The organism is Acinetobacter sp. UBA1496, assembly GCF_002324975.1.
Classification (GTDB): Bacteria; Pseudomonadota; Gammaproteobacteria; order Pseudomonadales; family Moraxellaceae; genus Acinetobacter; species Acinetobacter variabilis.
The window spans coordinates 18,221-31,582 of record NZ_DCRI01000055.1 but is presented as its reverse complement, the minus strand read 5'-3'; the positions used below and the strand labels follow the sequence as shown (position 1 = coordinate 31,582).

The window sequence follows — 13,362 nt, the reverse complement described above, 5'->3', positions numbered from 1 at the left end:
TTTGGGCTTTATCTTGATATTTTTATTTAAGGGATTTCAGCATAGCGCATATAACGCTGAATCATACGTTTACGTGCTTTTAGGGCTGATGCATTACGATGATCTTCAAAATATTTTGGATTGGTGAGAATCGCTGCCAGGAAGATGGCCTGATCACGCGTCAGGCTCTCTGCAGTCTTACCGAAATAATGTTTGGCTGCAGCTTCTGCCCCGTAGATATTGTCTCCAAACTCAATCGAGTTAAGATACACTTCCAGAATACGCTCTTTAGACCACATGCGTTCCATCATCCAGGTCGCAACAGCTTCCTGACCTTTACGCAGGAATGAACGCTTGTTGACGAGGAACAGATTTTTAGCCAGCTGCTGGGAAATGGTTGACCCACCGGCTACGACACGGCCTTCATTCTTGTTACGGCTGAGCGCAGTCTGAATACCATCCCAGTCAAAGCCATGATGGTGCATGAATTTTCCATCTTCTGCTGTCACTACCGCCCGTTTCAGATTGGTACTGATTTCATCATAAGGGCGCCACTGATGTTGAATGGGCTTGGAGGGCTCAGTCCAATAATCAATCCGCATCATCATGGTGGTATTCACCGGATTGGTTCGCCACCAGGCTAAACTTGCAAAAATCCACAGTTGAACAAGTAGAATCACACTGACAATCACGAGAAAGGTGCGGGTCAGAAAGGCTTTCATGTCAGCGCGTTACTCCTGAAAATTCAATTTTTCGTGTTAAGCTTATTCGAAATATACAATCACAGCAAAAAAATAGCATGCCTGAAAATTCTCCCCCAACAACACATCGCAAACTTGAAATGCAGCTCTGGTGGATGACCGCACTCTTGATCTGCATCAATGTCGGCCTGTTTGGCTGGCAGGTTCTGAATGGTATGGATATCACACAGCCCAGTTCTCCAGATGCCATTCGCTGGGGAGCAGATTATGCACCTTTAACGTATTTAGCGGAACCCATACGCCTGTTTAGTAGCATGTTTTTTCATTTTGGCTTAATTCACCTGATGTTAAATATGTGGGCACTGTATATTTTTGGTAGTGTCGCTGAACAAATTTTTGGCCGGGTCTATTTTACAGGTCTTTATATTTGTGCCGGCCTGATGGGCAGTTTACTCAGTGGTTATATGAGCATCCAGGACAGCTATGCCTTAATCGAAGGCGGTGTAGCCAATCCTGGCTTATTGCCGGGTGTTAGTGCGGGTGCTTCGGGTGCAGTCATGGGTCTCGGTGCCTCACTGACTGTTCTGTCTTTACTGCCGATGTTGCCCCGTCAGCCTTTTATTCTGGATAAAAAGACACTGGTAATGATCATGGGCCTTAACTTGGTGATGGGCTTTATGATTAGCGGAATTAACAATGCCGCACATATTGGCGGCATGATCATGGGGGCCGGACTAACAGCGCTCTGGTATCTCGGTCAGAAAATGCAGCGTGGCCGTTTGGTCAGTCTGGTTGCCTTACTGCTCGGCGTCGCTGCCTGTGTCGTGCTGTATCAATATAATCTGGCCCTGCTTGAACCGATCCGCCCACTCTGGCAGGAAATTTTACAAATGCTACAACAGCAGTTGGCGGATCAGCCCGCAAGATAAATCTTATTGATTCATCTCACGCAGGCTTTGCAAGGGCGGAATCTCGGAAAGATAACTCAGACGATAACGCCCGATCAGGGTACACAAAACTGTCATAAACACAGGTAGGATAATCCAGATTTCCCAATGGGGCTGAATGATCAGATCCATCTTATAGCTGGCAATGGCGCTGATCACTTCTGCAAACAGACATGAAACAATACCTGCGAATAGTCCGATAAAACCGATTTCCAGACTCATCATGGTTTTCAGCTTCTGTTTGGAACTACCAAAAGACCGGAGCAAAGCCACTTCACGTTTACGTTCATCCATGAGCAGGTTTAGACAGGCCATCAGTACTAGAAAACCGGATACGCTGACCAGCACAGCCAGAATGGTAATGATCTGCACCAGTACATTCACAATGCGTTTGATTTCTTCCAGAATCAGGCTGACATCAATAAATACCGTATTGGAAAACCGCTGAACCAGATTCACCAGTTTATCTTTATCTGTTTCCGGTACGTAGAAGCTGCCCAAATAACTGCCAGCATTAGCATCCATGGTATTTGGTGCAAAGATAAAGAAGAAGTTTGGACTAAAACTTTCCCACTCTACTGTTCTGAGGTTCACTACCTTGGCCTCAAGTATGCCTTCAGGCAAGCTAAAACTGAGCTTATCCCCCAGTTTGATGCCCAGCTCTTGTGCAGTATTGGCTTCGACCGAAACTTCACCCGGCTGTTTCAATCCTGCCTCCCCCTGCACAATGACATTATCCTGAGGATAGCGGTCCGATTGAGTCAGATTCAGTTCACGTCTTAAGGTATTACTCTGCTTGACCAGTTCAGCAGCAAAAGGATGATCATTTTTCGCCACCAGACGCCCGCGAATATTGGGATACAAGGGTGTAATTTTCCAGCCATTCTGTTCTAACTGAGCTTTTAAGTCAGGCATGTCAAAAGGCGGCAGACCATAGACAAACTGGTTGGGTGTCCCTTCCGGCAACTGTTGCTGCCAGCGATCAAGCAGGTCGGTACGTAGCACAGCCAGCACACTGATCAAGCTGAGTCCAAGGGCTAAAGCAGTAATTTGTAAAGCGGTCTGATACGGTGTCCGCACATACGCAGACAGGTTGAATTTCAGATTACGCAGCAGTTTTAAGATACTCCAGACCGTGAAATACAGTACGGCACAGAGCAGGATAATCGCCCCGATCACCCAAGCTGTCAGCACAATATTTTCCGTTAAAATCACACTGAAAATAATCAGACTTAAGGTTCCGGTCAGTAACATCCACAACATCGAATGGACAGATTTTTCCTGCTGACGAATGACCCGAATCGGAGGGGTATTCAAGAGCTGAAACAGACTTGGCATGACAAAGCCCAATAACACCACAGCACTGGTCAGCATGGCAATTGGCAATGGTCCCAGCAGCATCGCCGTAGCAGAAAACTCAAGCTGCAAGTTTGGAATCAGCTGTAGCATAAGTTGCAATAAGCCACAACCCAATGCTACACCTATTACGCTACCAATCAACATGGCGATTAAAAGCACTAAACCTAGCAAAGCCAGATAAGCGGCCAGAATCTGATTTTTGGTCGCGCCAATACAGCGCATCAGGGCAATATGATCCTGATTCTGCTGCACATAACGCTGCGCAGTTAAAGCAATGGCAATCCCGCATAACAAAATGGTAAGAATATTGGCCAGTTGCAGAAAAGTATCCAGATTGGCAATCGGCTTCATTAAACGGGTATTGCCTTCGCTGGCATTACGTAAGCGTAGGCTGCCCTGCTGTTCCAGTTCTTGCCCCTCAACCCCAGCATCTGCTTCATCTGAAGTTCCATTTTCAGATTTTATCTTCTGCTTGAACCAGGCTTCATATTGCCGGGTATCGGCTGGATTACCCGCCATTAATAAACGGTAATCAATCCGGCTACCGACCTGAATCGCATTGGTGCGCGCCACTTCTGACTGAGCAATAATTACAGTCGGCGAAAAGCCAGAAAAGCCGAGCTCCTGATTCGAATCCCGCTCGATTTTTGCAGTAACCTTAAATTTGGCATCGGCAATATTCAGTTCATCACCCAGTTTGACCTTGAGTAGATCCATGGCCCGTGAACTCAGCCAGATTTCCCCCGCTTGGATTTTGTCTGCTGCAGGTTGAACCTGTAGCTCTCCTCGTAAAGGAAAAGTCTGATCAATAGCCTTAACATTGACCATGACAAACTGATCATTGGTATAAGCCATCGTACTGAAAAATGTGACTTCAGACTGCTGTAAATCGAGCTGCCTGGCCTGATCACGCCATTCCTGAGCTAGCGGCTCATTATCAGAAAGTACCAAATCTCCCGCCAGCATTTCAGCTGCCTGTAAAGCAACGGCGTTCTGAATCTGTTCATTACTGAACTTTAGTGCCGTTGTGGCACTAATCGCTAAGGTCAGCGCGATGATTAGCAGATAAATTCCTGTCGTATTAAAACTTTGTCTGAGTAAAGGACGAAACAGATGCTGCATATCAGCCTCCACTCGCATGTTCAATCAGCTGACCATTGACCAGTTCAAAATGACGCTGGCATTGTCGGGCCAGATCAGGATCATGAGTAACCAGAACCAGCGTGGTGCCTAATTCACGATTTAACTGAAAGAGCAGCTGTTCGATTTCTTGAGCAGTTTCCCCGTCCAGATTACCTGTCGGTTCATCAGCAAAAATGATTTTGGGCTCACTGACCAGTGCGCGGGCAATGGCCACCCGTTGCTGTTCTCCACCCGAGAGCACTTTCGGTGTTTGCTGAGCTTGACGGTCTAATCCGACTTTTTGTAGCAATGCTAGCGCCTTCTGCTCAGCTTCACCATATTTAAAATATGGCTGTAAACGTAAAGGCAGCATGACATTTTCAAGTGCCGTAAGATGAGGCAAAAGTTGGAAAGACTGAAACACAAAGCCAATATTTTTTAGCCGGACTAAAGCGCGCTGTTCTTCATTCAAGTCTGATACCAGCTCCCCACAGACCGTTAACTGCCCGGCACTGGCCTGATCCAAAGTGGCCAAAATGCCCAGTAAAGTCGACTTTCCTGAACCGGAACGTCCGGTAATGGCGACCTGTTCTCCAGTCAAAATTTCCAGCGAAAGATCTTCAAAAATAGTCAGTTGTTTTTGTGAAAGTTGTATCTTTTGTGTCAATTTCTGGGCAGAAATAATCGCTTGTGGCATGATGGTCGAATCGTTGCTGCTTTGAATCATACGTGTCCTATATGAAAGATCTAAATCAGAAAAATCGTGTATTGCCTTGCCTGGTATTCTTTGGACTGTGCCTGATTCCTTTTAGTCTGTCGGCAAAGACCATTATGATTGTGGGTGACAGTATAAGTGCTGGTTATGGCATGCAACCACAGCAAGGTTGGGTACATTTATTACAAAAACGTTTGGACCAACACTATCCGAAACAGCATAAAGTGGTCAATGCAAGTGTGAGCGGTGAAACCACCAGTGGTGCCCTGGCTAGATTACCAAAACTATTGCAGACTCACCGTCCAGATGTTGTGGTGATTGAGCTTGGCGGGAATGATGGCCTGCGTGGGCAGCCACCCCAAATGATTCAAAAAAATTTAGCAGCTCTGGTACAGCAGAGCCAGAAAGCCAAGGCGAATGTCATTGTTTTTGGAATGAAAATGCCACCAAATTATGGTCAGGCATATAGCAAGGCTTTTGAAAATAACTATAAGGTGGTCAGTCAGCAGTATAAGGTCAAATTACTACCCTTCTTTATGCAAGGTGTCGCTGGCAATAAAGGCCTAATGCAACAGGATCAGATTCATCCCAATGCCAAAGCCCAAACTATTTTATTAAATAATGCTTATCCTTATATTAAAGGCGCCCTCTAAGGCGCCTTTAACTGGATCAAATCTTAAAATTTTCTTAGAAGTCAAAGAAAGTTACTTCACCGGTTTCAAGTGAATATTCTGCACCAACCACCTGTAACTTACCTTTAGCAATCAGGCTTTCCAGAACTGCAGAACCATGACGTAATTGATTTACTGAAGCAAATACATTGGAACGGACTGCATGTTTAGACAGTTTATTCAGGTCATCTTTCAGTTCAGTCTGCATTAGAATTTCAACTGATGGACGTACACGGTTCACGATTGACATCAGATTTGCAGATGGCGGCGTTGCTGGATTAGTTAATGCTTCAATTGTTGAATGAATAGCGCCACAATGCGTATGACCCAAAACAATCACAATCGGACAGCCAAAACTTTCTGCTGCGAATTCGACACTGCCGACTTGAGACGGTGCAACAATATTACCTGCTACCCGAATGACAAACAGATCACCTAACCCTTGGTCAAAAACCATTTCTGCGGGTACACGTGAATCTGAACATCCTAAAACAATAGCAAATGGTTCCTGACTTTCTGCCATTTCAGCACGTTGCTGATGCGATAATAATTTTAAATGCTGCGTTTCACCATTGACAAAGCGCTGGTTACCCTTTTTAAGACGATCTATAGCTTCCTGAGCTGTGAGCATTCTTTTTTACCATCGATGTTTTTAGTGGGAATATCTTACTGCTAGATTTTTTGAATGTCACTTGCAAAAAAAATTAGCTGTGAAATTTTTAGCTCTTTGATGATTTCTTGTTCTGGGAATTTTTCTGTGAAGTTCGTCACGTTTTTTGGGCAGTTTTTCTGCTTCAGCTAATAATTAACAGATGTACAATATTAAGGAATGCTTTAAAATAAGTGAAAGATTACGATTTGATTCATCTATAAATTGCAAATCGATAACACGGAAGTATTTTGAGCGTTTTTGCTCAGTTTTTTCAGGGGACAGTGCTAATGAAGAAAATAATAAAATTGCGCTCAAAAATTATCTATTCCACTTTAGTCGCTCTGGGTCTTAGTATATCCAGCCTGAGCCATAGCCAATATCTGTTTACGCCGCCGAAAGCCAAGTCTGCCGAAGTTTTACAGCTTTATCTGAGCCAGCAACGCATTCAGGCGGGTCTACAATCCAAAACCTTGAAAGTCGGTGATGTGACCTGGAGTTATAGCGAAGGCGGTGCAAAAAACAAACCCTCGATTATCCTGATTCATGGTCTGGCAGGCACACGCGACAACTGGAACCGCGTCGCCCAGTTTTTGACGCCCTATTATCATGTCATCATTCCAGATTTGCCGAGCAATGGCGATACCCGGGTTCCAGCAGATTTTGATTTGTCTGTACCCAATGTCACTTCGCAATTACGTACCTTTGTCGAAACCCTGAAGATTGAAAAAAATCTGCATGTCGCTGGTCATTCTCTAGGCGGCTCAATTGCGACAGTCTATGCGTCACAATACCCTTTCGATACCCAAAGCCTGTTTCTAGTGAATAGTGCCGGCATCTATAAAATGGGAAATACGCCTTATACCAAAGACCCGCATGCACTCAAAGACCTGATTGTCAGTAAACCTGGTGATCTGGAAGATGTCTCCAAACAGCTAATGCAGAATCCGCCAGCGATGCCTTACCAGTTAAGACATGCGCAGGAAAAACTGTTGATTGCCCGTTCCGAACAAACTAGCAAATCGATTGATCAGGTGGTAATGCTTAACCGGTTGTATACGCCTGATACCTTTGCCCGTCTGACCCGTACAGTGGAAGCGCCTACCTTGATTCTATGGGGAAAACAGGACCGGATTATTAATGTCGAAGTGGTGAAAGAGTTATATTCTTTATTAAAACGTGCTGAAACTCCGGTGATTTTAAATAATGTTGGTCATATGCCGATTCTGGAAGCAGAAAAACAGGTCGCCCAACATTATTTGCCTTTCCTGGCCAAGACACAGACCCTAAAAAATCCACTAGCTGATAAACTCATTCCTTTTAATTAAGTTTCAGAGAAGTTATGCAGAAACATCCGATGATTGAGCAGTTGATTGATGCTCAACTTGATTTTCTTGATCAGGTATTTTCTCAATCTGAAACCATTCAAAGCGAGTTTCACGAGTTTTATCTCTGGTTGCGCAAGCAGACGCTTAAAGATCTGTGGAGCTGTGAACTGGTCAATCAGCTACTACAAAAGCAGATTCTGGATACTGCTGCCAGTTCTTTTCTGATTGAGCAGATTGCCGAACATATCCGGTTCGCACTGGTTCATCCAGCCAATGATACGACCAAAATTGCAGATGTCATTCCGGTACTGACCATTGATAAAATTGCACAATATGTGGCCAGCAAAAGTGGTCATCGTCAGCGCCTGATCAAAGCGGTGGTGAATAATCCTGCTTTTTCAGCCATGATTACGCAACTGATCCAGCATTCGATTCAGGATTATCTGGATAATTCTGTGATTGCCAAGAGTGTTCCGGGCGTTTCCCGCTTCATGAAAATGGGAAAATCTGTTCTGGAAAATGTTACGGATTCCAGTCTGGACAATACAGTTGCCCGTTATTTGCAAAAAAATATTTTAAAACTTAGCCAAATGAGTGAGCATGTGCTGAACCAGCACTTTGATGATGACAAGCTATACCATTTTCAGGCCAATCTTTGGCATAAGATCAAAGACATGCCGCTGTCCGTGCTCAAGAACTATATTGAAACCCAGGATCTGAATCAGACGGTGAGTTTGGGGCACGAAATCTGGGATCATATGCGCCAGACGGAATATATACAGCAGCAACTGCATGACGGGATTTATACCTGGTATGTACGCAATCAGGAACATACATTTGATCAGTTATTACGAGATCTGAATATTGATGAATCGTTGATTCAATATGAGCTGAATGAATTGCTAACACCGATAATTCAGCAGATGATTCATCAGGGCTATTTGCGTGAACGTGCCCGTGCCTATCTAGAAAAATTCTATGATGCTGAAAATACCTTAAAAATTTTAAAGATTGAAGACTAAAAAAAGCCGCTCGAGAGCGGCTTTTTCATATCTATGAATTAGAATTTGATATTCATACCCACGGTGTATCTACGACCATCAAGTACAATGTCATAATCGCCATTGGTAATTTCTTTATTGGCAATGTTATAAATACCAGCAGTCAAACTTAAGTTATCTGTCGCTTTAAAGACTGCACCGGCATCAAAAGTACCATATCCCGGTGTCCCATTATCCATAGAAGTACGGCTTAAATAATCACTGGTTTTGCCACGGTAATTATAGTCCAGCCAGGTCGTCCAGGTATCTGAAACATCATAATTCAGACCGACATTCAGCATATGTTTTGGCATTTTATTCAAAGGCTGGCCTTTAAATTCGCCACTTTTTTGCTCAGTTTTTGTATAAGTATAACTTGTACTCGCGTGAAGATTATCCAGTACATCATAGTCTAATGTAAATTCAGCACCTTTCATTTCTGCATCGGAAACGTTTTTCATTTGGCTAACAAATCGATATGGCTTGCCATTTGCCGAACATTTCCATTCTTCTACAGGAGAACTATTTGTTGTTCCTGGCGTGTCACATAAACGATCTTCAACAATTTTATCTTTAAAATCAGATTTAAAGACCATTAAACTGCTTGTTAAGCCAAGTTCAGGAGCCGAATAGTTAAATCCGAATTCATAGCTCGTGCTTTTTTCTGGAGACAAATCAGGGTTACCAATGATGACAGCACTGCCTTTTCCTGTTCTGCTACCAAAACCTTCTGAAATTTGGCTAATCGTTGGTTGCTTATAGCCTGTACTTACACCACCTTTCAAAGTTATAGCATCTGTTAAATGATAAACACCATAGACACGCGGTGTAATTTCACCACCAAAGTATTCATCTTTATTGTAGCGGGCGCCCACAGTTAAAGCGAAATCATCGGTAATGCTCCACTCATTTTCTGCATATAAAGCAAATAACCAACGGTCGAGTGAAGTGACCCCAGTAATATCGGCTAGACCATTTGTGGTATCAGTGATTTTTTCTTTTTGATATTGACCACCCACTGTTAATGCATGGTTACCCAAAAAGAATGAGCTTTGTGTATTAAAGACTTTTAATTCTTCATTTTTTTCGTCAGCAACGGCACCACTATAAACTTTTTTAGTTGTTTCATCTTGATAGTATGAATCAAGGGTAAAATTATCGTAACGTGCTTTATGCGTTAAGGTATATAGATTTTTCTCATTTTCATTGATAGAGGCTTGAGTGGCAGCATCCACACTTTTACCCAGTGTTGTGGTGTACTGCTGCCCTGTAAAATCATATCTCAAACCAATATCGTTATGTTCATCGACATTCCAAACCAGTTCAGTACCGAGCTTTCTAACTTTCTTCTCAGACTCACTTGAACCAGATTTTTGCCCTTCTCCACCGACAAAGTCACTTTCGTCATTCCCCTGGAAGTTACCATCTATACTTAAAGATAATTTATCTTGAATTAATGGGCCTGTGACATACATGCTGACGCCATAACTATCATTTGCATAATCATTATCAGACTTCGTATATTCAGGAGAAATACTTCCATGCCAATTACTAGCAGACGCTTTTTTAGTAATAATGTTAATTACCCCCCCATAGCATCTGAACCATAAAGTGATGACATTGGACCACGTACGACTTCGATCCGTTCAATCATGTCAATTGGTGGTAAATATGCACCAATTTTCCCACCATCTGTACCATTACCATTCACTGCTCTACCGGCACTAATTGGTCTGCCATCAACAAGGTATTTCGTGTAGGTTGCACCCATACCTCGGATTGTAATCTCTCTATTATTGCCACCGCCTTGTACAGAAACACCTGGCATATTTTTTACAGCATCAATTACATCTGTATATGATTTTTTTTGTAATTCTTCCGCGGTAATGACTGAAATAGAAGCAGGTGCATCTGCAATATTTTGTTCAAAACCGCCCGCTGTGGTTACCACAATGGTCTGCAATTTAGTAGCTTCAGTCTGTAATGCTGCTTTTTGTTCTTCAGTTACCTGGTCTTGTGCTTGTACTGAAACAGCTAATGCTGAAAGCACTGCAAAGGCCAAAGTCGATTTCATAAACGGCTTACTCATATTCGAAGGTGCCCCAAAAGTTGATTTATGAAGAAATATTGCTGGAATTGTGACGCATTGTAACAAAAGTAATTACAAATACAATCACTATTGATAATTATTATCACTATCAAATACAAATAAAAAAATACCCCGATCATTCGAGGTATTTCTTACAAGCTAAATTTTATTAGAAACTTATTTGAAATAAGCACCTTCAGCTTGGGTATGGTCAGTCTGGTCAACGACACGTGCCAACTCAGGAATGTGCTGTTTCAAGGTTGTTTCAACGCCTTGTTTTAAAGTCACATCAATTGCTGAACAGCCTTGGCAACCACCACCAAATTTAAGAACCGCAGTTAAGCCATGCTCAGGATCTTCAACCACTTCAACCAGTGCACAGTTACCACCATGACCTGCAAGACCTGGGTTAATTTCTGACTGAAGCACATAAGTAATACGTTCTTCTACAGAGGCATCAGGACCCACACGTGGCACTTTAGAATTTGGTGCACGGAAAGTCAGCTGACCACCAAAACGGTCTTTATTGTAGTCAATAACTGCATCTAGCAAGTATGGAATTGACGGAGAGTCTATATAGGCCGGAAAATCTGGATATTCCTGCTTATAGTCTGTAGGTACAACCTCATCAGGTGCACTATAAGCCATGCAACATTCAGCGCGCGGTGTACCCGGATTTTCTACAAACACACGTACGCCAATACCTGGTGTATTCTGTTTGTCCAATAGATCCTTTAAATACTCTTGTGCTGTCGGTGTAATCAAAAGATTTGGAATTTCTTCTGCAACCGGAGTGTTGCTGTTCTCAGTCGACATAACAATAATTTCCTCAAGCTGAAGCTGCTATTTTAACTGAAGATGCGGGGTAATTATAAAAATTCAACCAAAATTGTCGGATTTATTATAAAAGTCGCACTTTAGATTTGTTTTAATGGCATGATCATTGTCAAATAGATAGAACCAGAATTACTTATATGCTTGATTTACCTTTTAATCATACCGTCACTATTATTCTGATCACCTGTATTGTTTCTTTTATTGCTTTTTCAAAAGAAAAGGTAATGAATCGTCTGATTTTCTGGCCGCCTGCCATGCAACGTGGTCAATATGACCGTTTCATTACCCATGGTTTTATCCATGCAGATGGTACGCATTTACTGTTCAATATGATCACGCTGTTCTTTTTCGGCAGCATTATTGAAAGTTTTTATCGCCAGTATTTATATGATCTGGGCTTTATTCTGTTTTATCTTGGTGGTCTGGTTGCAGCGATTTTGCCAAGTTATCTGAAACATAAAAATGATGCGCGCTGGGCCAGCTTGGGTGCTTCTGGTGCAGTATCCGCGGTTCTGTTCGCTTATATTCTGTTTGAACCATGGAAGCTGATTTTCGTGTTCTTTATTCCAGTCCCTGCGATTATTTTTGCTGTTTTATATGTGGCCTATAGTATCTGGTCGGGCAAGCGCGGCAACAGCAATATCAATCACAGTGCCCATCTATGGGGTGCGGCTTATGGTGTGGTGATGACGATTATTCTGGAACCACGACTTATTCCGCATTTCCTGAATAAACTGACTCAAATCCCCTTCTAAAGTTTTGAATGATTAAGGGATAGCCATTATCCCTTTTTTAATTATTCACATATGAAAATGATTTTCATTTCTATAAATTATGCTAATCTTGTCGCGAATTTAGAGGAATAAACATGAAATTTAAGACTTTAGCACTTGCCACAATATTAGGACTGACAACTTCTTTTACAGTTTCTGCACAGGTCACTTTCGACTATAAAGACCAAAATATTCAACTTAAAAAAGCTCCGAAAAAGATCGCAGTATATGACCTATCTGCACTGGATACCTTGAATGCACTAGGGCTTGAAGCTCAGCTGGTGCCTGCAGCAAGCTTTGCAGGCAATTTAAGCAAATACCAGCAGGGCAAATTCACCAAAGCTGGTTCACTGTTCGAACCGGATCTCAATGTACTAAAAACTGCTAAACCTGACCTGATTATTGTCGGTGGCCGTTCGGCTTCTAAAGCAGAGGCTGTTAAAGGTATTGCTCCGACTTTAGATCTTTCACCAGATACTAGCCAATATATTGCCGATCTGACGGAACGTGCCCATGTCTTGGCACGTGCATTTGGTAAAGAGAAAATTGCTACTGAAAAGCTTAGTAAAATCGCAACGCTGCAGCAACAACTGAAAAAGCAGACTGAAGGCAAAACTGCACTGATGCTGTTTGCAGTCGGTGAAAATTTTATGCCACATGCAGAAAATGACCGTTTTGGCTTTGTTTATGAATTAGCAGGTTTTAAACCGGTATTGGACTCCTCTGAACAGTCAAATGCACCCCGTCCAGAAGTAGGCTCTCCGGAAGCATTGAAAGCAGCGGAGAAAAATGTTCAGCGTATTACAACAGCCGTTGAGAAGAATCCGGATTACATCATTGTCCTGGATCGTGGTGCAGTGAATACCCAGAAATACACCGCTCAGGATAATATTCAGAAACACCCTGCCCTAAAAAATGCCAAAGCCTTGGCAGAGAAAAAAGTGATCTATGTGAATGCTGATGCTTGGTACATCACTGGTGCGGGTTTGGAAAATACCGCTTTCATGTTGGAAGAACTGATCAAAGGCACAGCGAATTAATTTTTAATCCATTACTAAAAAGGAAGTTTCGAGCTTCCTTTTTCCTTGAAACATCTCGTAATAAATTAACGCTCAAGACTGGAATTTAATGCCAACCCAGGAAGCAACTTAG

Annotated in this window: 13 protein-coding genes; 6 read left to right on the top strand and 7 right to left on the bottom strand. The window is 42.7% G+C overall.

The annotated features are described in order from the left end of the window. Positions 1-26: 26 nt before the first annotated feature. A complete protein-coding gene (gene mtgA / locus B3143_RS06360) occupies positions 27-701 on the bottom strand; it encodes a monofunctional biosynthetic peptidoglycan transglycosylase (RefSeq protein WP_175967054.1) in 675 nt (224 codons plus the stop codon). A 77-nt stretch (positions 702-778) separates the two neighbouring features. Here mtgA and B3143_RS06355 point away from each other — a divergent pair, with 77 nt between their 5' ends. Then, on the top strand, positions 779-1,609 hold the full coding sequence (locus B3143_RS06355; RefSeq protein WP_286739887.1) for a rhomboid family intramembrane serine protease: 831 nt from the start codon (positions 779-781) through the stop codon (positions 1,607-1,609). A gap of 3 nt (positions 1,610-1,612) precedes the next feature. On the opposite strand, the gene B3143_RS06350 is transcribed toward B3143_RS06355, so the two are convergent. Both B3143_RS06350 and B3143_RS06345 read right to left on the bottom strand, forming a co-directional pair. Further along, complete coding sequence (locus B3143_RS06350; RefSeq protein ID WP_286739884.1) at positions 1,613-4,108, bottom strand: ABC transporter permease; 2,496 nt, start codon at positions 4,106-4,108, stop codon at positions 1,613-1,615. Between the two features lies 1 nt (position 4,109). After that, on the bottom strand, positions 4,110-4,835 hold the full coding sequence (locus B3143_RS06345) for an ABC transporter ATP-binding protein (RefSeq protein WP_175967048.1): 726 nt from the start codon (positions 4,833-4,835) through the stop codon (positions 4,110-4,112). Between the two features lie 11 nt (positions 4,836-4,846). Here B3143_RS06345 and B3143_RS06340 point away from each other — a divergent pair, with 11 nt between their 5' ends. Further along, positions 4,847-5,476, top strand: coding sequence for an arylesterase (locus B3143_RS06340; protein ID WP_175967046.1), 630 nt, complete (start codon positions 4,847-4,849; stop codon positions 5,474-5,476). Between the two features lie 34 nt (positions 5,477-5,510). Here B3143_RS06340 and B3143_RS06335 read toward each other — a convergent pair whose 3' ends face one another. Further along, positions 5,511-6,125, bottom strand: a complete 615-nt coding sequence (locus B3143_RS06335) for a carbonic anhydrase (protein WP_175967045.1) — start codon at positions 6,123-6,125, stop codon at positions 5,511-5,513. Positions 6,126-6,433: 308 nt separating this feature from the next. On the opposite strand from B3143_RS06335, the gene B3143_RS06330 reads away from it, so the two are divergent. Beyond that, positions 6,434-7,471, top strand: a complete 1,038-nt coding sequence (locus B3143_RS06330; RefSeq protein WP_005234575.1) for an alpha/beta fold hydrolase — start codon at positions 6,434-6,436, stop codon at positions 7,469-7,471. Between the two features lie 14 nt (positions 7,472-7,485). Beyond that, positions 7,486-8,493, top strand: coding sequence for a hypothetical protein (locus B3143_RS06325; RefSeq protein WP_286739879.1), 1,008 nt, complete (start codon positions 7,486-7,488; stop codon positions 8,491-8,493). Positions 8,494-8,531: 38 nt separating this feature from the next. Here the strand turns inward: B3143_RS06325 and B3143_RS06320 are convergent, their stop codons facing one another. The 3 genes from B3143_RS06320 to nfuA all read right to left on the bottom strand — a co-directional run bounded on the left by B3143_RS06320 (position 8,532) and on the right by nfuA (position 11,416). After that, positions 8,532-9,986, bottom strand: a complete 1,455-nt coding sequence (locus B3143_RS06320) for a TonB-dependent receptor domain-containing protein (RefSeq protein WP_286739878.1) — start codon at positions 9,984-9,986, stop codon at positions 8,532-8,534. A 107-nt stretch (positions 9,987-10,093) separates the two neighbouring features. Continuing rightward, entirely contained in the window at positions 10,094-10,600 is a 507-nt protein-coding gene (locus B3143_RS06315; protein WP_262477616.1) for a TonB-dependent receptor plug domain-containing protein, read from the bottom strand. A 177-nt stretch (positions 10,601-10,777) separates the two neighbouring features. Next, entirely contained in the window at positions 10,778-11,416 is a 639-nt protein-coding gene (nfuA, locus tag B3143_RS06310; RefSeq protein ID WP_004783039.1) for a Fe-S biogenesis protein NfuA, read from the bottom strand. A 158-nt stretch (positions 11,417-11,574) separates the two neighbouring features. On the opposite strand from nfuA, the gene B3143_RS06305 reads away from it, so the two are divergent. Both B3143_RS06305 and B3143_RS06300 read left to right on the top strand, forming a co-directional pair. After that, the gene (locus B3143_RS06305) at positions 11,575-12,192 is read left to right on the top strand and encodes a rhomboid family intramembrane serine protease (RefSeq protein WP_262477615.1); all 618 of its coding nucleotides are present in this window, start codon (positions 11,575-11,577) and stop codon (positions 12,190-12,192) included. Positions 12,193-12,305: 113 nt separating this feature from the next. Then, positions 12,306-13,250, top strand: a complete 945-nt coding sequence (locus B3143_RS06300; RefSeq protein ID WP_262477614.1) for an ABC transporter substrate-binding protein — start codon at positions 12,306-12,308, stop codon at positions 13,248-13,250. Positions 13,251-13,362: the final 112 nt, after the last annotated feature.

Excerpts from the sequence above, each read along its gene's own strand:
- B3143_RS06300 (WP_262477614.1), top strand. The coding sequence starts at position 12,306 with ATGAAATTTAAGACTTTAGCACTTGCCACAATATTAGGACTGACAACT.
- B3143_RS06340 (WP_175967046.1), top strand. The coding sequence starts at position 4,847 with ATGAAAGATCTAAATCAGAAAAATCGTGTATTGCCTTGCCTGGTATTC.
- B3143_RS06355 (WP_286739887.1), top strand. The coding sequence starts at position 779 with ATGCCTGAAAATTCTCCCCCAACAACACATCGCAAACTTGAAATGCAG.
- B3143_RS06320 (WP_286739878.1), bottom strand. The coding sequence starts at position 9,986 with ATGTATGTCACAGGCCCATTAATTCAAGATAAATTATCTTTAAGTATA.
- nfuA (WP_004783039.1), bottom strand. The coding sequence starts at position 11,416 with ATGTCGACTGAGAACAGCAACACTCCGGTTGCAGAAGAAATTCCAAAT.
- B3143_RS06345 (WP_175967048.1), bottom strand. The coding sequence starts at position 4,835 with ATGATTCAAAGCAGCAACGATTCGACCATCATGCCACAAGCGATTATT.
- B3143_RS06330 (WP_005234575.1), top strand. The coding sequence starts at position 6,434 with ATGAAGAAAATAATAAAATTGCGCTCAAAAATTATCTATTCCACTTTA.
- mtgA (WP_175967054.1), bottom strand. The coding sequence starts at position 701 with ATGAAAGCCTTTCTGACCCGCACCTTTCTCGTGATTGTCAGTGTGATT.
- B3143_RS06335 (WP_175967045.1), bottom strand. The coding sequence starts at position 6,125 with ATGCTCACAGCTCAGGAAGCTATAGATCGTCTTAAAAAGGGTAACCAG.
- B3143_RS06350 (WP_286739884.1), bottom strand. The coding sequence starts at position 4,108 with ATGCAGCATCTGTTTCGTCCTTTACTCAGACAAAGTTTTAATACGACA.
- B3143_RS06325 (WP_286739879.1), top strand. The coding sequence starts at position 7,486 with ATGCAGAAACATCCGATGATTGAGCAGTTGATTGATGCTCAACTTGAT.
- B3143_RS06305 (WP_262477615.1), top strand. The coding sequence starts at position 11,575 with ATGCTTGATTTACCTTTTAATCATACCGTCACTATTATTCTGATCACC.
- B3143_RS06315 (WP_262477616.1), bottom strand. The coding sequence starts at position 10,600 with ATGAGTAAGCCGTTTATGAAATCGACTTTGGCCTTTGCAGTGCTTTCA.